At 68.2% G+C, this 19,861-nt stretch carries 18 protein-coding genes; 9 read left to right on the top strand and 9 right to left on the bottom strand.

What is annotated here, in order from left to right:
* Positions 1 to 5: 5 nt before the first annotated feature.
* Both cyoC and AC1DO7_RS08785 read left to right on the top strand, forming a co-directional pair.
* Positions 6 to 647, top strand: a complete 642-nt coding sequence (gene cyoC, locus AC1DO7_RS08780) for a cytochrome o ubiquinol oxidase subunit III (RefSeq protein ID WP_441614328.1) — start codon at positions 6 to 8, stop codon at positions 645 to 647.
* Entirely contained in the window at positions 647 to 1,009 is a 363-nt protein-coding gene (locus AC1DO7_RS08785) for a cytochrome o ubiquinol oxidase subunit IV (protein ID WP_441614330.1), read from the top strand. The genes cyoC and AC1DO7_RS08785 overlap by 1 nt, the downstream gene beginning before the upstream one ends.
* Positions 1,010 to 1,215: 206 nt before the next feature.
* Here the strand turns inward: AC1DO7_RS08785 and AC1DO7_RS08790 are convergent, their stop codons facing one another.
* From AC1DO7_RS08790 to AC1DO7_RS08815, 6 genes are all read right to left on the bottom strand, one after another.
* Positions 1,216 to 2,577 (bottom strand): LLM class flavin-dependent oxidoreductase, encoded by a 1,362-nt coding sequence (locus AC1DO7_RS08790; RefSeq protein WP_441614332.1) that lies wholly within the window; start codon positions 2,575 to 2,577, stop codon positions 1,216 to 1,218.
* Between the two features lie 28 nt (positions 2,578 to 2,605).
* A complete protein-coding gene (locus tag AC1DO7_RS08795) occupies positions 2,606 to 3,556 on the bottom strand; it encodes a TauD/TfdA dioxygenase family protein (RefSeq protein ID WP_477116007.1) in 951 nt (316 codons plus the stop codon).
* A 38-nt stretch (positions 3,557 to 3,594) separates the two neighbouring features.
* On the bottom strand, positions 3,595 to 4,434 hold the full coding sequence (locus tag AC1DO7_RS08800) for an ABC transporter ATP-binding protein (RefSeq protein ID WP_441614336.1): 840 nt from the start codon (positions 4,432 to 4,434) through the stop codon (positions 3,595 to 3,597).
* 160 nt (positions 4,435 to 4,594) lie between these two features.
* Entirely contained in the window at positions 4,595 to 5,398 is an 804-nt protein-coding gene (locus AC1DO7_RS08805) for an ABC transporter permease (RefSeq protein ID WP_441614338.1), read from the bottom strand.
* Positions 5,399 to 5,422: 24 nt separating this feature from the next.
* Entirely contained in the window at positions 5,423 to 6,271 is an 849-nt protein-coding gene (locus AC1DO7_RS08810; RefSeq protein ID WP_441614340.1) for an ABC transporter permease, read from the bottom strand.
* Between the two features lie 4 nt (positions 6,272 to 6,275).
* Positions 6,276 to 7,373 carry an ABC transporter substrate-binding protein gene (locus tag AC1DO7_RS08815; RefSeq protein ID WP_441614342.1) on the bottom strand — a complete coding sequence of 366 codons (1,098 nt, stop codon included), beginning with the start codon at positions 7,371 to 7,373 and terminating at the stop codon, positions 6,276 to 6,278.
* A gap of 254 nt (positions 7,374 to 7,627) precedes the next feature.
* On the opposite strand from AC1DO7_RS08815, the gene soxC reads away from it, so the two are divergent.
* The 6 genes from soxC (at position 7,628) to AC1DO7_RS08845 (ending at position 13,470) form a co-directional block, all read left to right on the top strand.
* Complete coding sequence (soxC, locus tag AC1DO7_RS08820; protein ID WP_477116008.1) at positions 7,628 to 8,917, top strand: sulfite dehydrogenase; 1,290 nt, start codon at positions 7,628 to 7,630, stop codon at positions 8,915 to 8,917.
* Positions 8,904 to 9,458: a c-type cytochrome gene (locus AC1DO7_RS08825; protein ID WP_441615107.1), complete on the top strand. Its 555-nt coding sequence runs from the start codon at positions 8,904 to 8,906 to the stop codon at positions 9,456 to 9,458. The genes soxC and AC1DO7_RS08825 overlap by 14 nt, the downstream gene beginning before the upstream one ends.
* Before the next feature lie 221 nt (positions 9,459 to 9,679).
* Positions 9,680 to 10,594, top strand: a complete 915-nt coding sequence (locus AC1DO7_RS08830; protein WP_441615105.1) for a TauD/TfdA dioxygenase family protein — start codon at positions 9,680 to 9,682, stop codon at positions 10,592 to 10,594.
* A gap of 84 nt (positions 10,595 to 10,678) precedes the next feature.
* Positions 10,679 to 11,713 (top strand): ABC transporter substrate-binding protein, encoded by a 1,035-nt coding sequence (locus AC1DO7_RS08835; protein WP_441615103.1) that lies wholly within the window; start codon positions 10,679 to 10,681, stop codon positions 11,711 to 11,713.
* Between the two features lies 1 nt (position 11,714).
* Positions 11,715 to 12,563 (top strand): ABC transporter ATP-binding protein, encoded by an 849-nt coding sequence (locus tag AC1DO7_RS08840; protein ID WP_441615101.1) that lies wholly within the window; start codon positions 11,715 to 11,717, stop codon positions 12,561 to 12,563.
* Positions 12,564 to 12,582: 19 nt separating this feature from the next.
* Complete coding sequence (locus tag AC1DO7_RS08845; RefSeq protein ID WP_441615099.1) at positions 12,583 to 13,470, top strand: ABC transporter permease; 888 nt, start codon at positions 12,583 to 12,585, stop codon at positions 13,468 to 13,470.
* A gap of 44 nt (positions 13,471 to 13,514) precedes the next feature.
* Here the strand turns inward: AC1DO7_RS08845 and AC1DO7_RS08850 are convergent, their stop codons facing one another.
* On the bottom strand, positions 13,515 to 14,042 hold the full coding sequence (locus AC1DO7_RS08850) for a shikimate kinase (protein ID WP_441615115.1): 528 nt from the start codon (positions 14,040 to 14,042) through the stop codon (positions 13,515 to 13,517).
* A gap of 283 nt (positions 14,043 to 14,325) precedes the next feature.
* Between AC1DO7_RS08850 and AC1DO7_RS08855 the strand changes: the two genes are divergently transcribed.
* Positions 14,326 to 15,093 (top strand): class I SAM-dependent methyltransferase, encoded by a 768-nt coding sequence (locus AC1DO7_RS08855; protein ID WP_477116009.1) that lies wholly within the window; start codon positions 14,326 to 14,328, stop codon positions 15,091 to 15,093.
* Positions 15,094 to 15,165: 72 nt separating this feature from the next.
* Here AC1DO7_RS08855 and AC1DO7_RS08860 read toward each other — a convergent pair whose 3' ends face one another.
* Together AC1DO7_RS08860 and AC1DO7_RS08865 are read right to left on the bottom strand one after the other, a co-directional pair.
* Positions 15,166 to 16,686, bottom strand: a complete 1,521-nt coding sequence (locus AC1DO7_RS08860; protein ID WP_441615095.1) for an efflux transporter outer membrane subunit — start codon at positions 16,684 to 16,686, stop codon at positions 15,166 to 15,168.
* Between the two features lies 1 nt (position 16,687).
* Positions 16,688 to 19,861, bottom strand: a 3,174-nt coding sequence (locus AC1DO7_RS08865; RefSeq protein WP_477116010.1) for an efflux RND transporter permease subunit, incomplete at its 5' end; no start/stop codon positions are given.

Consider the following 19,861-nt stretch of genomic DNA (forward strand, 5'->3'; position numbering starts at 1 on the left):
AACCTATGTCTACACAAGTCCTAGACCGTCATTCCGCGCATGCCGCCCCGGCGCATGCCCATGACCATTCGCACGACCACGCCCATCACGACACCAGCGCCAACACCGTGTTCGGCTTCTGGGTCTACCTGATGAGCGACTGCATCATCTTCGCCGGTCTGTTCGCCGCCTTCGCGGTGCTGCGCGGTGAAGTGGCGGGCGGCCCCTCGGGCAAGGAACTGTTCGAACTGAACTACGTCCTGGTCGAGACCTTCCTGCTGCTGTTCTCCAGCCTGACCTCGGGCATGGCGATGGTCGCCCTGCACAACGGCCAGAAGGCCCGCCTGCAGTTCTGGCTGGCCATCACCTTCCTGTTCGGCGTGGCCTTCATCGGCATGGAAATCAACGAGTTCCATCACATGATCGCCGAAGGCGCGGGCCCTGGCCGCAGCGCTTTCCTGTCGTCGTTCTTCACGCTGGTCGGCACCCACGGCCTGCACGTGGCCAGCGGCCTGCTGTGGATGGCCGTGCTGATCTGGCAGATCGCCCGCAAGGGCCTGACGCCGACCATGAACAAGCGCCTGGCTTGCTTCGCGCTGTTCTGGCACTTTCTGGACATCGTCTGGATCGGCGTGTTCACCGTGGTCTACCTGATGGGAGCGATGTAATGGAACACAGCAACGTCTCGACCGCCGGCCACGGCGCGCATGGCACCAGCGCCGGCGGCGCCAGCCACAGCAGCGTCAAGGGCTATGTCATCGGCTTCGTGCTGGCGGTCATCCTGACCGTCATCCCGTTCAAGCTGGTGATGGGCGGCACGCTGGACGGCGCCACCACGCTGGCCGTCATCCTCGGCCTGGCCGTGGTGCAGATCGTCGTGCACCTGGTGTACTTCCTGCACATGGACCGCTCCTCGGAGCAGCGCTGGAACGTGATGGCCCTGGCCTTCACCGCGCTGATCCTGGTGATCGTGGTCGCCGGTTCGCTGTGGATCATGCACAACATGAACAGCAACATGATGGTGCACTGAGAGTCTTCCTCCCGGTGTAGCGACAAAGGCGGCCTGCGGGCCGCCTTTGTCGTTTCCGGGGACGGACGGCGGCGTTCGCCGCCTTTTCCGGCTTTTCCGCCTTTCCTGCCTTGGAGCTTGTCCTGGATGAAGCGAAGCGGTCCCGGCCAGGAGAGCGGGCAAGGCAAGGCCGCGCAACGACGCCCGGCGCTTCTTGAACCGGCCTCCTACGCCGCCCGCTGTTGCGCCGCCGCGCGCGGATGCACCGGCCGCGCCAGCCCCAGGTGCTCGCGCAGCGTGGTGCCTTCGTAGCGCTCGCGGAACAGCCCGCGGCGGCGCAGTTCGGGCAACACCAGTTCGATGAAGTCATCGAGTCCGCCCGGCAGCCACGGCGGCATGATGTTGAAGCCGTCGGCGGCGCCGCCTTCGAACCATGCCTGGAGCTGGTCGGCGATGCTCTGCGGCGTGCCGTGGATGGACCAGTGCCCGCGCGCGGTGGCCACGCGCAGGTAGAGCTGTCGGATCGTCAGCCCCTCCTTGCGGGCCAGGCCCGTCACCAGCTGGAAGCGGCTCTTGGCGCCGTTGGGCTCGGGCAGGTCGTCGGGTAGCGGGCCGTCGAGCGGGTAGCCTGACAGATCCACGCCGCCGAGGTTCTGCGATAGCAGGGCGAGGCCGACGGCCGGGTGGATCAGGCTCTGCAGCTCCTCGAACTTTTCCTTTGCCTCGGCCTCGCTGCGGCCGATCACCGGGAACACGCCGGGCATGATCCTGAGCTGGTCGGGCGAGCGGCCATAACGCGCCATCCGGCCCTTGAGACCTTGGTAGAACGCGCGCGCGTCCTGGAGTGATTGCTGCGCGGTGAAGATGACTTCGGCGGTGCGCGCGGCCAGTTCCTGGCCGGCCTCGGACGAACCGGCCTGTACGATCACCGGATGGCCCTGCGGCGGGCGGGAGACGTTGAGCGGGCCGCGCACCTGGAAGTGCCTGCCATGGTGATCGAGCGCGCGCAGCTTGTCCGCGTCGAAATGCAGGCCGCTGTCCTTGTCGTAGAGAAAGGCGTCGTCTTCCCACGTGTCCCACAGGCCCGTCACCACGTCGACGAATTCCTCGGCGCGCGCGTAGCGGTCGGCGTGCTCGGGATGCTTGTCGAGGCTGAAGTTGCGTGCTTCCGCGTCGGACCACGAGGTGACCACGTTCCAGCCGGCGCGCCCGCCGCTGAGGTGGTCGAGCGAGGCGAACTTGCGCGCCACGTGGAAGGGCTCGTTGTAGGTGGTGGAGACGGTCGCCACCAGGCCGATGCGCTGCGTCACCGCCGCCAGCGCCGACAGCAGCGTGAGCGGCTCGAAGGTGGCGGCACGCGCGCTGCGCGGCAGGGTGGTGTCGTCGAGCGTGCGGATCGCCACGCCGTCGGCCAGGAATATCGTGTCGAAGGCGGCGGCCTCGGCGCGCTGTGCCAGCCGCACATAGTGGGCCAGGCTTTGCCCGGCATCGGGCTCGGCGCCGGGGTGACGCCAGCCGGCCACGTGGTGGCCGGTGGCTTGCAGGAAGGCGCCCAGGCTGAGCTGGCGCCGCGGTGTTGTCTGGCTCATCGATGACTCCGGGATCGGTCCGGGCCGCTTACGCAGCGGCGCGGGCGGCCCCCGCATGGTTGGCGGATTCGCCGTGCTTCGGGGCACCCGACTTGACCGATATGCTGTGCCGGCCGTCCACGCTGACCGGCACATCGCCGGCAATGGTGACCCGCCGCACCACGCGCTTGGCATCGCCGTAGTCGTTGATGGCGTAGTGCTGGGTSGMGCGGTTGTCCCAGATCGCCACGTCGCCCGCGCGCCAGCGCCAGCGCACGGTGTTCTCCAGCCGGTGCACGTGGTCCTGCAGCACGGCCACCAGGTGTTGCGAGTCGGAGGCCGAATAGCCCAGCAGCTTCTTGACGAAGTGCCCCAGCACCAGCGTGCGTTCACCGGTTTCCGGGTGCACGCGCACCACCGGGTGCTCGGTTTCGTAGATGGCCGAGGTGAAGACCTCGCGGTAGCGCTTGATGGCTTCGGTGCTGACCGTGTTGCGGGTGGCGGCGTAGTCGTAGTCGTTGGTGTGGAGCGCCCACAGGCGGTCGGCCAGCTCGCGCAGGCTTTCGGGCAGATCTTGGTAGGCGGCGGCCGTGTTGGCCCATACGGTGTCGCCGCCGGCGGCCGGGATGGTCACGCCGCGCAGCACCGAAACCTGGGGATAGGCCAGGTCGAAGGTGACGTCGGTATGCCACGAGTTGGCGCGCCCGCCGTGCTCGGAATCGAGTTCGAGCAGGAAGCGCGTGCCGTCGCGCGAAGGCACGGTGGGATGGGGCACCGGCGTGCCGAAGCGGCTGGCGAAGCCTTCCTGCGCGGCATCGTCCAGGTGATCCTGGCCGCGGAAGAACAGTACCTTGTGGCGCAGCAGGGCCGCGCGCACGGCGCCGAAGGTGGCGGAATCGAGATCCGGCGCCAGGCGCAGGCCGCGGATCTCCGCGCCGATGCGCCCGGCTACCGGGTGGATGTCGAGTTCGACTTGCGTTGCGGCTTGCTGCTGGGTCATGAGATTCTCCTGTGGGTATCTTGCGTGCGGCGGGTACGTCAGATCGCGAAGCGGATATGGGGCGGCAGCCGGGTGGCGTCCACATCCGGCTCGCGCTTGATCGGCGCTTCGGCGAGATCGGCCGGGCGCCCGGTGAACTCCTGCAGCACATCGTCCTTGACGCGCGCGAAGGACGCGGAGGCGCGGTCGCGCGGGTGTGCCAGCGGCACCGGCAGGATGCGCCGGATGCGGCCCGGGCGCGGCTCCATCACCACCACGCGGTCGCCCAGGTAGATGGCTTCCTCCACGTCGTGGGTGACCAGGATCATGGTGATGCCCTCGGCCTGCCAGATGCGGTGCAGCTCCTGCTGGAGATAGGCGCGGGTGAGCGCGTCGAGCGCGCCGAACGGCTCGTCGAGCAGCAGGATCTCGGGGCGCGTGACCAGTGCGCGCGCGATCGCCACGCGCTGCGACATGCCGCCGGAGAGCTGGTGCGGGAAGGCGGTCTCGAAGCCGGCAAGGCCCACCAGCTCGATATGCTCGCGCACGGTGCGGCGCTTGTCGGTCTCGGTGAGGTTGGCGTTGAGCAGGGCCATGCGGATGTTCTGCTCCACCGTCAGCCACGGGAACAGCCGGTGCTCCTGGAACACGATGCCGCGGTCCAGGCTGGTGCCGGCCACGCGCTTGCCGTCGAGCAGGATCTCGCCCTTGTAGTCCTCCTCCAGGCCGACCACCAGCCGCAGCAGGGTGGATTTGCCGCAGCCGCTGGCGCCGACGATGCTGACGAACTCGCCCGGGGCGATCGACAGCGTGATGTCCTCAAGAACAGGCAGGGGCGCGCCCTTGACCTGGTATTGCTTGCGCAGGTGCTCGATGCTGAGCGTGCCGGCGTGGGCCATGTGGTTCTCCGGAAAAGTGTTCGGTAGTGCGAAGAGGAATTGGGTGGGCGGCGCGATCAGAGAGAAGCGAAGCGGGCCCGGCCAGGCGCGCGGCCGCTGACAGTGCAGGCGGGTGCGGCAAGGCCGCGCAACGCCTCCGGGATCTCTCTGATCGTGCCTCCTAGAATGCCGCGACGGAGCGGCCGCGCCATGCCAGCAGGCGACCCTCGATGCGGCTGGCGAGCCAGTTCAGCGTGAAGCCGACCAGCCCCACCACGATCACGCCGAACAGCACCAGGTCCATCCAGAAGTTCTCGCGGCCGTCGACCATGGTGTTGCCGATGCCCTTGCCGGCCACCAGCAGGTACTCGGCGCCGAGCGTGGCCAGCCACGCATAGATCAGCGCCAGGTGGATGCCGGCGAAGATCGACGGCGAGGCCGCCGGCAGCACCACGCGCAGCAGCACCTGCCAGCGCGAGTACTTCAGCACGCGCGCCACTTCCAGCAGATCGGCCGGCACGCCGCGGATGCCCTCGAAGGTGTTGAGCACCACCGGAAAGAAGGCCGCCAGCGAGAGGAACACGACCTTGGCCGTATCGCCAAGCCCGAACCACACCGAGATCAGCGGGATCCACGCGAACAGCGAGATCTGCTTGACGGTGTGGAAGGTCGGCCCGGCCACCTGCTCGAGCAGGCGCGAGAGCCCCAGCGCGGCGCCGAACAGCAGGCCAACGCTGGCGCCCAGCGCGAAGCCGGCGAGGTCGCGCCACAGGCTGGCGCGCAGCGCGTCGAACAGGGCGCCGCTGCGCACCTGCTGCACCGCCGTGTCCCATACCTTGGAGACCGGCACCAGCAGCGGCGAGGTGCTCCAGCCGAAGCGCACCGCGGCCCACCACAGCACCACCAGGGCAAGCGGCAGGATCCAGCCGCGCAGCGGCCGGGGAATGCGCAGGGTGCGCAGGGTGCGCGCAAACGATTCTGTCATCTTGGGTCCTTCGCTTCGGTTGCTTCAGAGACCGGGCTTGCGCCAGCGCAGCACCGCCGCCTCGGCCAGTGCCAGCGCCTTGTCCAGCGCGAAGCCGACCACCCCCACCACGATCACCGCGGCGATCACCATGTCGAGCTGGAACAGCTGGCGGCCGTACACGATCATGTAGCCCAGCCCCTCGGACGAGGCCAGCAGCTCCACCACCACCAGTGCCAGCCATGCATGCGTGAGGCCGTAGCGGATGCCGTTCCAGATCGGCGCGGCGGCCGCGGGGAACACCACGCGCGACAACATCTGCCAGCGCGTGAAGCGCAGCACGCGCGCCACCTCGATATAGCGCGTGGGCACGTTCTGGATGCCCTTGTAGGTATTGAGCGCGATCGGCACCAGCGAGGCCTTGGCGATCAGGATGATCTTGAGCGCCTCGTCGATGCCCACCAGCAGCATCAGCAGTGGCAGCCATCCCAGCACCGGCACCTGGCTGAAGGCCTTGAAGGTGGGATAGACGTAGTCGCGGAAGTTCGGCGACAGGCCCATCGCCACGCCCAGCGCGAGGCCGCCGGCCAGGCCGAGGGCAAAGCCGCCGGCCACGCGCACCGCGCTCACGGCCAGGTTGGCCTGCAGCTCGCCGCTCGCGTAGAGATCGCTCAGCGTGTGCCACACCGCGTCGGGCGCGGGCAGTACCTGCGGGGGAATCCATTCGAAGCGTGCCGCCACGTACCAGGCCAGCAGCAGCGCCAGCGGCAACGGCCAGGCCAGCAGCCACGCCAGGTGTTGCCGCCCGGGGCGCCAGGCGCGCCCTGGCTCGATATCCGCTACGGAGGCCGCGCCGGCCTGCCCGGGCAGCGTCAGGGTCTCGTTGGCCGCCATTGCGTCAGGCTCCGAGGATCTTGCCGTTGGGCTGGTAGACCGGCCAGTAGCTCTGCAGGCTCAGGTCGTCCAGCGCGGCCTTGAGGAAGCGCGTGTCGATCCACTGGTCCACATCGAACTTGGCGCGCGACAGGCGCAGCCGGTAGGCCTGCTCGGTGGCATCCTTGTAGCGGCCCACCAGGAAGGGATCGAAATTGGGGTTCAGGCGCACGCGCAGCGGCTCGCCTTCATAGTCTTCCTTCCAGTGTTCGTACGGCGTGCCGGCGCGTGCCCAGGTGCGCAGCACGTCTTCGCGGTTCTTCTCGTCGGAGGACCAGCGCGCGGCCTGCACCGCGGCCTTGACCAGGTGCTGGGTGGCCTCCGGGTATTTGCCGGCGAAGTCGTCGGTTACCAGCACATGGCTCTGGCGCGTATAGACGGGTGACTGGTTCTTGCTCGAATAGAGGATGCGCACCGCGCCCTTGTCGCGCAGGCGCAGGATGTCCATCGCGCCGATGGCGGCATCCAGGTCGCGCGTGGTGAGCGCGGCGAGATAGCTGGCGGTGTCCAGGTTGAGCAGGCGCAGGTCCTTCTCGCCGAGGCCGTTGGCCTCGAGCAGGCGCAGCGCCGGCAGATGCATATTGGTGCCCTTGAACAGCGACACGCGCTTGCCGCGCAGGTCCGCCACGGTCTTGAGCGGTGAGTCCGGCGGCACGCCGATATAGATATTGGTGCGCACGCCGGTGGCCAGTATCAGCCGTGTCTTCAGGCCCGCCGCGCGCGCCACGATGGCGGGCAGGTCGCCCTGCATGGCGAAATCCAGTTGCTTCGTGCTGAGCGCTTCATTCACCGCCGGGCCCGCGCCCTTGAAGAAGAACCACTCGACGCGCGTGCCGGCTGGCTTGAACGCTTCTTCCAGCCAGCCGCGCGCATGCGCGATGGCCATCGAGCTGCCGGCGAAGCTGGGCGGGGTGCCGGTGGCGGGTTGCGCCACGCCGATGCGGATCACTTCCGGGCGGGCGGCGCCGGTGGCGCTGAATACGCTCAGCGGGCTGGACGCGGCGGCGGCACCGAGGCCGGACCAGGCAAGGCGTTTAAGCAGGCTTCGTCGCGTGAGTGCCATTGTGTTCGGGTTCCTGTGCAAAGCAGTGAGAAGTTCATCGACGGCTCCCAAGATACGCGGCGCCCGCGGCGCGGCAGAAGGAATGTTTTTGGCTTTGGTTATCGGCTGCGCGCATATGCACCGGTGCGGCGCGGCGCGGTGGCGCAGCGCATATGCGCATGCGTTTTCCTTCCTTCCGCGCGGGTGCGCGCTGGCTTAGAGTGCGCCATTTCCGATGCGCCGCCGACACGAGCCCACGCGCAAGAGCAAAGCCAATGACCAACGAGAACAACAAGAAAATGCCCCCGCAGCTCGCGCGGCGCCGCTTCCTGCGGCACGGCGCAGGCCTTGGCGCGGCCGGTGCCCTGGGCGCCGGCGCGCTTGCCGCCGGCGCGCCCGCGGCGGCGCAGGCGCAGGCGCAGGCGTTGAGCGTGCCGCCATGGTCGCGCACGCCCGGCGAGCCGGTGTTGTGGCGCGCCTACGGCCAGCCCTCGGACTTCGAGAAAAACGTGATCCGCCGCAACCGCGGCGCGGCACCGATGCCCGGCGCCAACTCGTCGATGACGCCGCTGCAGGACCTGCGCGGCATCATCACGCCGACCGGGCTGGTGTTCGAGCGCCACCACGCCGGCATCCCGCTGATCGATCCGGCGCAGCACCGGCTTGCCGTGCATGGCCTGGTCGACCGGCCGCGCATCTTCACCATGGAGGACCTGGTGCGCCTGCCTTCGGTGTCGCGCATCCATTTCCTGGAGTGCTCGGGTAATACCGGCCGCGAGTGGCGCGCGCCCAGCGCCTCCTCGGTGCAGCTCAGCCATGGCCTGTTGTCATGCTGCGAATGGACCGGCGTGCCACTCTCGGTGGTGCTGGAAGAAGTGGGCGTGCGGCCGGAGGCCGCCTGGGTCCTGGCTGAAGGCGCGGATGCCGCGTCCATGACACGCAGCGTGCCGCTGGCCAAGCTGCAGCAGGATGCGCTGCTGGTCTACGCGCAGAACGGCGAGATGCTGCGGCCCGAGCATGGCTATCCGCTGCGGCTGTTCCTGCCCGGCTTCGAAGGCAATATGAGCATCAAGTGGCTGCGCCGCCTGAAGCTGGGCCGCGCGCCGTTCATGACGCGCGAGGAGACCTCCAAGTACACCGATTCGCTGCCCGACGGCAGCGCGCGCCAGTTCACCTTCCTGATGGACGTCAAGTCCGTCATCACCTTTCCCGCACCCGACCATCAATTGCGCGACAAGGGCTTCTACGAGATCTCCGGCCTGGCGTGGAGCGGCCACGGCCGCGTGAAGCGCGTCGATGTCAGCGTCGACGGCGGGCGCAGCTGGAGCCAGGCGCAATTGCAGGATCCCGTGCTGGACCGCGCGCTCACGCGCTTTCGCCTGCCGTGGCATTGGGATGGCGGCCCCGCGGTGCTGCAGAGCCGCGCCGTCGACGAGGCCGGCAACGTGCAGCCCTTGCCCGATCAACTGGTCGCGCAGCGCGGCTACGAGTCCACCTATCACTACAACGCGATCCAGGCCTGGCGCGTGTCCGCCGACGGGAGGGTCGCCAATGCACGCGCCTGAGTCATCGCACCCGCGGCTCGCCGCGTGGCTGCTCGCGCTCGCCGCTTGCGGCGCGCACGCGCAAACCTACAATCTCGGCAAGCCCGCCAGCGCGCATGACCTGGCGGCCTGGAATATCGATGTCACCCCGGACGGCGCCGGACTGCCGCCCGGCAGCGGCACGGTCCTGCGCGGCAAGCAGGTGTACGAGAGCCAGTGCGCCGCGTGCCACGGCCTCAAGGGAGAAGGCAAGCCGGCAGACGCGCTGGTCGGCGGGCAGGGGACGCTGAACAACGCGCAGGAGGGAGGCAAGCCGCCACTGAAGACCATCGGCAGCTTCTGGCCGTATGCGACCACGGTGTTCGATTTCATCAACCGGGCCATGCCCTACAACGCGCCGCAGAGCCTGAAGCCGGAGGAAGTCTATTCGGTGACGGCCTACCTGCTCTACCTGAACGGGATCGTGCGGGACGACGCCGTGCTGGACGCGCGCTCGTTGCCGCGCGTGCGCATGCCCAATCGCGATGGCTTCGTGGTGGACGGCAAGGTCGGGGGATCCTGAGCGTATCGGCCAGGCGATATGCGATAAACAGATAAGACCCGCCACTATCCTTCGTTGACCGCACTACCCGGTGGTCACTAAAGTGCAAGGCTTGAAACCAAGCAGTGCGGGGCACTCCTTTTGCCGGAGCATGGCACCGCACCTACCGGTCCGCATAGATCCGCATAGATCCGCATAGATCCGCATAGATCAGACCGCACTTTCGTACCCCCGAGCCCGTCATGACGATTGGAACCCACACCGCGCCGAGCACGCCAGCCAGCGCAGCGCTTTCAGCCCGCCCCGGCACTTTCGAGATCCGTCCCTTCGATGCCCCGCTGGGCGCCGAGATCGTCGGCCTGGACCTGTCCGCGCCGCTCTCGGCCGAGGACTTCGCACGCATCCATCGCGCGCATCTCGACTACCACGTGGTGGTGTTTCGCGACCAGCGCATCACGCCCGACCAGCAGATCGCCTTCAGCCGCCGCTTCGGCCCGCTGCAGATCCATGTGCTGCATCAGTTCCAGCTGGCCGGACATCCGGAAATCCTGATCGTCTCCAACGTGCTCAAGGACGGCAAGCCGATCGGCCTGGGTGATGCGGGGCATTTCTGGCATTCCGATCTCTCGTACAAGGAGAAGCCGAGCCTCGGCTCGCTGCTGCATGCGCAGGAACTGCCCGCCGAAGGCGGCGATACCTTGTTTGCCAATATGCATGTGGCGTGGGACACCCTGCCCGCGCACCTGAAGACGGCGGTGGAAGGGCGCAAGGCCGAGCACACTTACCTGGCCAAGTACGCCGAGCTGCAGCAGCGCAGCCCGTGGCGGCCCAACCTGACGCCGGAGCAGATCGCGCAGGTGGCGCCGGTGCTGCAGCCGGTGGTGCGCACGCATCCGGAAACCGGCCGCCGCGCGCTCTTTGTCAGCGAGCACTTCACCACGCGCATCGCAGGTTTGCCGGAAGATGAAAGCCGCGACCTGCTGGCGCAACTGTTCGCGCACAGCGTGAAGCCCGAGCATATCTACCGCCATCAATGGCAGGCGCACGACCTGGTGTTCTGGGACAACCGCTCGCTGCTGCACCTGGCCGCCGGCTGCCCGCCGGAGATGCGCCGCGTGATGTACCGCACCACCATCGAGGGCGACCTGCCGGTCTGAGCCTTTCCCCGATGCCGGCGCCCAGGCGGCGCCGTCGTCTTCCTTACCCGGTCTTCCTGTCCAGAATCCAACGGAGTGTCCCGCATGTCCCTGTTTCGTTCCCGCTTCTTTCCCGCCCGCTGGCAGCGCGGCGCCGTCGCGCTGGCGCTGGCCACCGGCATGGCGGTCACGGGCGCGGCCCATGCCGAAGGCAAGATCCGCGTCGCCGAGCAGTTCGGCGTGGTCTACCTGCTGCTCAACGTGGCGCGCGACCAGCAACTGATCGAGAAGCACGGCAAGCAGCAGGGCGTGGACATCAAGGTGGAGTGGACCCAGCTCTCGGGCGGCGCGGCCATCAACGATGCGCTGCTGTCGGGCGCCATCGACATCGCCGGCGCCGGCGTGGGGCCCCTGCTGACGGTGTGGGACCGCACGCACGGCAAGCAGAACGTGAAGGGCGTGGCGTCGCTGGGCAACTTTCCCTACTACCTGGTCAGCAACAATCCCAAGGTGAAGACCATCGCGGACTTTACCGACAAGGACCGCATCGCGCTGCCGGCGGTGTCGGTCTCGGTGCAGTCGCGCGTACTGCAACTGGCCGCGGCCAAGCAGTGGGGCGACAAGGAATTCAATCGCCTGGACAAATGGACGGTGGCCGTGCCGCACCCGGACGCGGCTGCCGCCATCATCGCCGGCGGTACCGAGATCAGCGGCCACTTCGGCAACCCGCCGTTCCAGGAACAGGAACTGGCCGGCAATCCCAACGCGCGCATCGTGCTGAATTCGTACGACGTGCTGGGCGGCCCGAGCTCGGCCACGGTGCTGTACGCCACCGAGAAATTCCGTAACGACAACCCCAAGACCTACCGCGCCTTCGTCGACGCGCTGGCCGAAGCCGCGAAGTTCGCCACCGCCAATCCGGAAGCGGCGGCCGACCTGTATATCCGCGTCAACAAGGCCAAGATCGACCGCGCGCTGCTGGTCAGGATCCTGAAGAACCCGCAGGTGCAGTTCAAGGTGGCGCCGCAGAACACCTTCGCGCTGGCCGAGTTCATGCACCGCGTAGGCGCCATCCGCAATCAGCCGAAATCCTGGCAGGACTATTTCTTCCAGGATCCGGTCACCGCACAAGGTAGCTGATATGTCCGTGCAGCCTCTGCGCGTGGTTTCCACCCGCGCGACCACGGGCGCCGCGCCGCTGTTGCAGGTCGACGGTGTCTCGCTCGAGTACCGCACCCCCGAGCGCGTGGTGCGCGCCACCCACCAGGTCAGCTTCGACGTGCACGCGGCGGACCGCTTCGTGCTGCTGGGCCCGTCGGGCTGCGGCAAGTCGACGCTGCTCAAGGCGGTGGCCGGCTTCGTGCCGCCGTGCGAGGGCGAGATCCGGCTCGACGGCGTGCCGGTGCGCGCGCCGGGCCCGGACCGCATCGTGGTGTTCCAGGAGTTCGACCAGTTGCCGCCGTGGAAGACCGTGCGGCAGAACGTAATGTTCCCGCTGGTGCGTTCGCGCGGCATGTCGCGCCGCGAGGCCTCGGAATGCGCGCTGCATTTTCTCGAGAAGGTAGGGCTGGCGCAGTTTGCCGATGCCTACCCGCATACCTTGTCGGGCGGCATGAAGCAGCGCGTGGCCATCGCGCGCGCGCTGGCAATGCGGCCCAAGGTACTGCTGATGGACGAGCCCTTCGCCGCGCTCGACGCGCTCACGCGCCGGCGCATGCAGGAAGAGTTGCTGGCGCTGTGGCAGGACGCGGCCTTCACGCTGCTGTTCGTCACCCACTCCATCGAGGAAGCGCTGGTGGTGGGCAGCCGCATCCTGCTGCTGTCGCCGCATCCGGGCCGCGTGCGGGCCGAGCTGAACAGCCACCAGTACGACCTCGCCAGCCAGGGCGGCGCGGAATTCCAGGCCACCGCCCAGCGCATCCACCACCTGCTGTTCGACGAAGCGCCGCATGCGGCGAGCGCGCCGGCACGCACCGCGCAGGCGCGCTGAGCGCCCGCCAGGACCGATCATGAGCCAAGCGACCCCAAGCCTCGCCGCCACCACCGTGGTGCGCCCCGAATACGAGCGCAAGCTCGAACCCTTCACCGCCTTGCCGGTGGCGCGCGCCTTGCCCTGGCCGCAGCGCCTGTGGCAGCAGGGCTGGCTGCGCAAGACCCTGATCCTGGTGGTGCTGGCCTGCCTGTGGGAGGCCATCGCCCGCGTGCAGGACAACGACCTGCTGCTGCCCACCTTCCTTGCCACCGCGCGCGCGTTTGCCGAAGGCATCGGCAACGGGGAGCTGCTGTCCAAGGCGGGCGTGTCGCTCTCCGTGTTGCTGCAGGGCTATGCCGGCGGCATCGTGCTGGCCTTCGTGCTGACCACGGCGGCCGTTTCCACCGAGCTTGGCCGCGATGTACTGGATACCCTCACGTCCATGTTCAATCCGTTGCCGGCCATCGCGCTGCTGCCGCTGGCGCTGCTGTGGTTCGGGCTCGGCAGCAAGAGCCTGGTGTTCGTGCTGATCCACTCGGTGCTGTGGCCGCTCGCTCTCAATACCTATGCGGGCTTTCGCGGCGTGCCGGCCACGCTGCGCATGGCCGGGCGCAACTACGGCCTGCGCGGGTTGCGCTACGTGCTGCTGATCCTGGTGCCGGCGGCGCTGCCGGCCATCCTGTCGGGCCTGAAGATCGGCTGGGCCTTCGCCTGGCGCACGCTGATCGCGGCGGAACTGGTGTTCGGCGCGTCGTCGGGCAAGGGCGGGCTGGGCTGGTACATCTTCCAGAACCGCAACGAGCTGTACACCGACCGCGTCTTCGCCGGCCTGGCCATGGTGATCCTGATCGGCCTGCTGGTGGAGAACCTGGTGTTCCGCACGCTCGAGCGCGTGACGGTGCGGCGCTGGGGCATGCAGCATTGATGGATGCCCCCGGGGCGGCCTCTCCCGGCGCCGGCGCCGGCGGGTCAGCCTGGCTCCGGATCCGTGTGCGGCAATCCGGCCTGGCCGTCGAGCCCGAGCCCGAGCCGCTCGATCACCCTGGTGGCTGCATTCGCCACGCTATCGCCGTGAGAAGGCATGACCAGGTGCGCCGTCTCGCGATAGAGCGGGTCGCGCAGCAGGTAAAGGGCTTCGAGCGTGGCGCGCGGATTGGCGCCTCGCAACAGCGGCCGGTTCTGGTTGCGRCGCGCGCGATGCCATAGTTCGGCGGACGAGGCGCTGAGGTAGACCACGCAGCCGCGCGAGCGCAGCATCGCGCGGTTTTCCGCGCGCAGCACCGCGCCGCCGCCGGTGGCCAGCACGATGCCCCGGTGCCGGGTCAGCTCGTCGAGCATGCGGGTTTCGCGCTCGCGGAAGCCTTCCTCGCCCTCCAGCTCGAAGATCGTCGCGATGCGCACGCCGCAGCGTGCTTCGATTTCGTGGTCGCAATCGAAAAAAGGCCGTCCGAGCCGGCGCGCCACCTTCCTGCCGATGGTGGACTTGCCGGCTGCCATGAAACCAATGAAGAACAGGTTGTCGAGGTCCAATTGGGGGCGGTCAGCCACGGGCTTCCGATGCAGTCTGCGCTACGGTAGCACGAGATGCGCGCGCCGCAAAACCCGGCCGGCCCTTGCGATTGCGGCCTGAACGGCGTAATTTCTCGGCTTGCCGCCGCCGCGACGGCAAGACTCCCCGGGTTTTGACCGCGCGCCGCCCGGCGCCGCCGCTTCCCGGGCCGTCCTCGCAGCGCATTCGGCCCGGAGCGCCCATTTCCCCGCATCCGGAGACCGCGCACCCATGACCGACATCCACCACGCCGCCGCCCAGGGCTTTTCCAGCCAGGCCGATACCTACGCCCGCGGACGCCCGGACTATCCGCCCGCGCTGGCGGGCTGGCTGGACCAGGAACTCGGCTTGCGCGCAGGCAGGACCGTGCTGGACCTGGGCGCCGGCACCGGCAAGTTCAGCCGTCTGCTGCAGGCCACCGGGGCCACGGTCGTCGCCGTCGAGCCGGTTGCCGCCATGCGCGCCCAGCTCAGCGCCGCGCTGYCGGCCGTGCAGGCGCTCGAGGGCACCGCCGAGGCCATCCCGCTGCCGGATTCCAGCGTCGACGCCGTGGTCTGCGCGCAGGCCTTCCACTGGTTCGCCAACCACGCCGCCATGGCCGAGATCGCACGCGTCCTGCGGCCGGGCGGCAAGCTTGGCCTGGTGTGGAACGTGCGCGATGAGTCGGTCGACTGGGTGGCGCAGCTGACCGCCATCATGACGCCTTACGAGGGCGACGCCCCGCGCTTCTACAAAGGCGACTGGAAGGCGGTGTTTCCCGCCCCAGGGTTTGGCGAACTGGGCCTGGCCAGCCTGCCTTACGAGCATGTCGGGCCGGCGCAGCAAGTGATCATCGACCGGGTGATGTCGGTCAGTTTCATCGCCTCGCTGCCCGCCGCCGGACAGGACGCGGTGCGGGCGCGGCTGCAGGCCGTGATCGACGGCAGCCCGGCACTGGCCGGCAAGGCCAGCGTGGCCTTTCCGTACCGGACCGAGGCCTATAGCTGCCAGCGCCTCTAGGTCTGCGGCAGGCGCGGCCCCGGAGCCTCAAAGCCCGCGGCGCGCGGACCGGCACGGACATCTTCCCCGCTTCTAAGGCGCTGTGGACGTCCCCTGCGCCTGCGCGCTGCTGTAGTCCGCCGGCGCATCCGCTGGCCGTGGCGCGTCGCCGGCCCGTTCGATCCACCCGCCGCCGAGAAACTGGTACAGGTCCACCAGGTTGGTCAGCCGCTGCAGGCGCGCGGTAATCAGCAACTGCTGCGCGTTGTAGAGGTCGGTCTGCGCGGTCAGCACGGCCAGGTAGCTGTCGACGCCGTTGCGGTAGCGCAGGTCGGACAATGCCAGCCGGCGTTCCTGCGAGCCGGTGAAGCGCTCCAGCGAGCGGATCTGCCTGTCGAAGGTGCCGCGCGCCGCCAGGCCGTCGGAGACTTCGCGGAAGGCGCTCTGGATGGCCTTCTCGTAGTTGGCGATCTCGATGCGCTTCTGCACCTGGGCCAGGTCGAGGTTGGCGATGTTGCGGCCGCCTTCGAAGATCGGCAGGGTGATCTGCGGGGCGAACGACCAGGCGCCGGAGCCGGGCTTGAACAGGCCGCCCAGCGTGGGCGAGAGCGTGCCGGCGCTGCCGGTGAGCACGACCCGCGGAAAGAAGGCCGCGCGCGCCGCGCCGATATTGGCGTTGGCGGCCAGCAGCGATTGTTCGGCGGCGGCGATGTCGGGGCGCCGTGTCAGCAGGTCCGACGGCAGCCCCGCGGGGATATCCGTCAGCAAGGCCTGACTGTTGAGCGGCAGGCCGGGAGGAAGGTCGCCCGGCAGCGGTTCGCCCACCAGCAGCACCAGGGCATTTTCCGCCTGCGCGCGCAGGCGGCTTTGCGACTCCAGGTTGGCGCTGGCCTGTTCGACCACGCCTTCGGCCTGGCGCAGGTCCAGCTCCGAGCCGGTACCGACCTCGAACTGTAGCTTGGTGATGCGGAACGACTCCTGCGCGCTCACCAGCGTATTGCGCGTGACGGTGAGCGCGTCGTCGAAGGCAAGCATGGCGAGGTACTGGTCCGCGACCGACGACAGCAGCGCGATCTCCGCCGCCTTGCGGGTTTGCGCCAGCGCCAGGTATTGCGCCAGCGCCTGGTCCTTGAGGCTGCGGATGCGGCCGAAGAAATCGATCTCCCACGACGCGCTCAGCCCGACCGAATATTCGCTGCTGATGGTCCTGCCGGCGATGGAAAGATTCTCGGGCGTGCGCGCACGGCTGCCCGAGGCCACCGCGTCCAGCGCGGGGAACAGGGCGGCGCGCGTGATCTGGTACTGGGCGCGCGCGGCTTCCATATTGAGCACCGAGACGCGCAGGTCGCGGTTGTTCTTCAGCGCCAGTTCGAGGATGCGCTGCAGGCGCGTATCGGCGAAGAAGTCGCGCCAGCCGATCTCCGGCGCCGGCGTGGCGCCCGCGCTCACGGTGCCGCCGGTGCTGTCCTGCGCCGGGCCTGGCTGCTGGTCGTAGACGCCCCCGCTGGGGAAGGCGGGCGCCACCGGCGCCGCGGGGCGCTCGTACTTCGGCGCGAGCGTGCAGCCGGCGGCCAGGATGGCCGCGGCGGCCGTCATCAGTGCGTGCCTGCGCATGTCAGTGGCCCTCCCGCGRCGCGCCGCCGCCGTCGCTGCCGCCGCCCGGGTCGTCCGGCGCCGCCGGGGCCGCGGGGTGCGAACCGGGCTTCGCCTTCACCTTGCTGAACTTGCCGATCACCACGAAGAACATCGGGATCATGAAGATGGCCAGGAAGGTGGCGGTCACCATGCCGCCGATCACGCCGGTGCCGATGGCGTGCTGGCTGCCCGAGCCGGCGCCGTTGCTCACGGCCAGCGGCATCACGCCGAGGATGAACGCCAGCGAGGTCATCAGGATCGGGCGCAGCCGCTGGCGCGCGGCTTCCACCGCGGCATCCAGCGTGCTCATGCCCTGGTCGCGCAGGTCGCGCGCGAACTCCACGATCAGGATGGCGTTCTTGGCCGACAAGCCTACGGTGGTCAGCAGGCCGACCTGGAAGAACACGTCGTTTTCCAGCCCGCGCAGGGTGGCCGCCAGCAATGCGCCAAGCACGCCGAGCGGCACCACCATGATCACGGAGAACGGGATCGACCAGCTTTCATACAGCGCCGCCAGGCACAGGAACACAAAGAGGATGGAAATGCCGTACAGGATCGGCGCCTGCGAGCCGGACTGGATTTCCTGGTAGGACAGGCCGGTCCATTCGTAGCCGATGCCGGCCGGCAGCTTGGCGGCGATGGCTTCGATGGCCTGCATGGCCTGGCCGGTCGACTTGCCGTGCGCGGCGGCGCCCTGGATCTCGACGGCCGGAATGCCGTTGTAGCGTTCCAGCTTGGGCGAGCCGTAGATCCACTTGCCGGTGGCGAACGCGCCAAACGGCACCATGCCGCCGGACTGGTTGCGGATATACCAGGCGCCGAGGTCCTCGGGATTCATGCGAAAGCGTGCTTCGCCCTGGATGTAGACCTTCTTGATGCGGTTGTCGACATCGAGGAAGTTGTTGATGTACTGCGAGGCCCAGGCCGTGGAAAAGGTCTGGTCGATGTTGATGGCGTCGATGCCCAGCGCATTGGCCTTCTCGCGGTCGATACTGACCTTGAACTGCGGCGTGTCGTTCAGGCCGTTGGGGCGTACCTGCGCCAGCAACGGATCCTTGGCCGCCATCCCGAGCAGCATGTTGCGCGCTTCCATCAGCTTCTCGTGGCCGACGCCGGCGCGGTCCTGCAACTCGAAGTCGAAGCCGGCTGCGGTGCCGAGCTCCGGGATCGAGGGCGGATTCAGCGGGAAGATATTGGCGTCCTTGTAGGACGCGAAGTGCCCGAAGATGCGGCCCACCAGCGCCGGCGCCTTCAGGTTGGCGGATTCGCGTTCCTTGAAGTCTCTCATGCGCACGAACACCAGGCCGGAGTTCTGGCCGCGGCCCGCGAAGCTGAAGCCGTTGACGGTCAGCACCGCCTCCACCACGTCCTTCTCCTGCGTCAGCAGGTAGTCCTGCACGTCCGCCAGTACCTTGGCGGTCCGTTCCTGCGTGGAGCCCACCGGTGCCTGCACCAGCACGAACATCGTGCCCTGGTCTTCCTCGGGCAGGAAGGCCTTGGGCAGGCGCAGGAACAGGTAGCCCACCGCCACGATCACCAGCACGTAGATGACCAGCCAGCGCCCGGAGCGCCGGATCACATGGATCACGCCGCCGTGGTACTTCTGCTGGCCCCTGGCGAAATTACGGTTGAACCAGCCGAAGAAGCCGGTCTTCTCGTCATGATGGCCCTTGGGAATCGGTTCGAGCATGGTGGCGCACAGCGCCGGTGTGAGGATCAGGGCGACCAGCACGGACAGGATCATGGCGGCCACGATGGTCAGCGAGAACTGCCGGTAGATGGCGCCCACCGAACCGCCCGAGAACGCCACCGGCACGAACACCGCGGACAGCACCAGGGCCACGCCCACCAGCGCGCCGGTGATCTGGTCCATGGCCTTGCGCGTGGCGTCGCGCGGGGACAGTCCTTCTTCGGCCATCACCCGCTCGACGTTTTCCACCACCACGATGGCATCGTCGACCAGCAGGCCGATGGCCAGCACCAGGCCGAACATGGACAGCGTGTTGATCGAGAAGCCCACCACCGACATCACCGCGAACGTGCCCAGCAGCACCACCGGCACGGCAATGGTGGGGATCAGCGTGGCGCGCAGGTTCTGCAGGAACAGGTACATGACCAGGAACACCAGCACGATGCCCTCGATCAGCGTCTTGATCACTTCCTCGATGGACAGCGTGACGAACGGCGTGATGTCGTACGGGTATTCCACCGCCAGCCCGTTCGGGGCGTAGCGCTGCAGCTCGGCAATCTTGGCGCGTATGGACTTGGCGGTATTCAGCGCGTTGGYGCCGGTGGCCAGCTGGATGCCGAAGGCCGCGGTCGGTTGCCCGTTGTACTTGGTGTCGAAGTTATAGGTCTCGCCGCCCAGCTCGATGCGGGCCACATCCTTGAGGCGCACCTGGGAGCCGTCGGTGTTGACCTTGAGCAGGATGTTGCCGAACTGGTCCGGCGTCTGCAGCAGCGTGGCTTCGGTGATGGTGGCCTGCAGCATCTGCCCGGGCACGGAAGGCGTGCCGCCCAGGCTGCCGCCGGCCACCTGCACGTTCTGCGCAAGCACGGCGGCCTTCACGTCGAGCGGGGTCAGGCTGTAGTTGTTGAGCTTGGTGGCATCGAGCCAGACCCGCATGGCGAACTGCGAGCCGAACAGCGTTACCGTGCCCACGCCGTCGATGCGGCTGATCGGGTCCAGTATCTTCGAGGCCACGTAGTTGGTCAGGTCGTAGCGGTTCATGCTGCCGTCCTGCGACACGAAGGCCAGGATCAGCAGGAAGCTGCTGCTCGATTTCGTCACCTTGGTGCCGAGCTGCTGCACCACCTGCGGCAGCAACGGCGTGGCGAGCTGCAGCTTGTTCTGGACCTGCACCTGCGCGATGTCGGGGTTGGTGCCGGCGGCGAAGGTCAGGGTGATGGTGGCGGTGCCCGAATCGTCGCTGGTGGAGGCCAGGTAGAGCAGGTGGTCCAGGCCGCTCATCTGTTGCTCGATCACCTGCGTGACGSTGTYCTCCASCGTCTTGGCCGATGCGCCGGGGTAGGTCGCGCTGATCTGGATGGCCGGCGGCGCGATGGTCGGGTACTGGGCGATCGGCAGCGTCACCGTCGCCGCCAGGCCCGACAGCATCAGGATGATGGCGATCACCCAGGCGAAGATCGGCCG

The organism is Cupriavidus sp. 05N40, from assembly GCF_056397305.1.

Bases quoted from the DNA above. Each gene is read 5' to 3' on its own strand.
- cyoC (WP_441614328.1), top strand. From the start codon at position 6: ATGTCTACACAAGTCCTAGACCGTCATTCCGCGCATGCCGCCCCGGCG.
- AC1DO7_RS08785 (WP_441614330.1), top strand. From the start codon at position 647: ATGGAACACAGCAACGTCTCGACCGCCGGCCACGGCGCGCATGGCACC.
- AC1DO7_RS08790 (WP_441614332.1), bottom strand. From the start codon at position 2,577: ATGAGCCAGACAACACCGCGGCGCCAGCTCAGCCTGGGCGCCTTCCTG.
- AC1DO7_RS08800 (WP_441614336.1), bottom strand. From the start codon at position 4,434: ATGGCCCACGCCGGCACGCTCAGCATCGAGCACCTGCGCAAGCAATAC.
- AC1DO7_RS08805 (WP_441614338.1), bottom strand. From the start codon at position 5,398: ATGACAGAATCGTTTGCGCGCACCCTGCGCACCCTGCGCATTCCCCGG.
- AC1DO7_RS08810 (WP_441614340.1), bottom strand. From the start codon at position 6,271: ATGGCGGCCAACGAGACCCTGACGCTGCCCGGGCAGGCCGGCGCGGCC.
- AC1DO7_RS08815 (WP_441614342.1), bottom strand. From the start codon at position 7,373: ATGGCACTCACGCGACGAAGCCTGCTTAAACGCCTTGCCTGGTCCGGC.
- soxC (WP_477116008.1), top strand. From the start codon at position 7,628: ATGACCAACGAGAACAACAAGAAAATGCCCCCGCAGCTCGCGCGGCGC.
- AC1DO7_RS08825 (WP_441615107.1), top strand. From the start codon at position 8,904: ATGCACGCGCCTGAGTCATCGCACCCGCGGCTCGCCGCGTGGCTGCTC.
- AC1DO7_RS08830 (WP_441615105.1), top strand. From the start codon at position 9,680: ATGACGATTGGAACCCACACCGCGCCGAGCACGCCAGCCAGCGCAGCG.
- AC1DO7_RS08835 (WP_441615103.1), top strand. From the start codon at position 10,679: ATGTCCCTGTTTCGTTCCCGCTTCTTTCCCGCCCGCTGGCAGCGCGGC.
- AC1DO7_RS08840 (WP_441615101.1), top strand. From the start codon at position 11,715: ATGTCCGTGCAGCCTCTGCGCGTGGTTTCCACCCGCGCGACCACGGGC.
- AC1DO7_RS08845 (WP_441615099.1), top strand. From the start codon at position 12,583: ATGAGCCAAGCGACCCCAAGCCTCGCCGCCACCACCGTGGTGCGCCCC.
- AC1DO7_RS08860 (WP_441615095.1), bottom strand. From the start codon at position 16,686: ATGCGCAGGCACGCACTGATGACGGCCGCCGCGGCCATCCTGGCCGCC.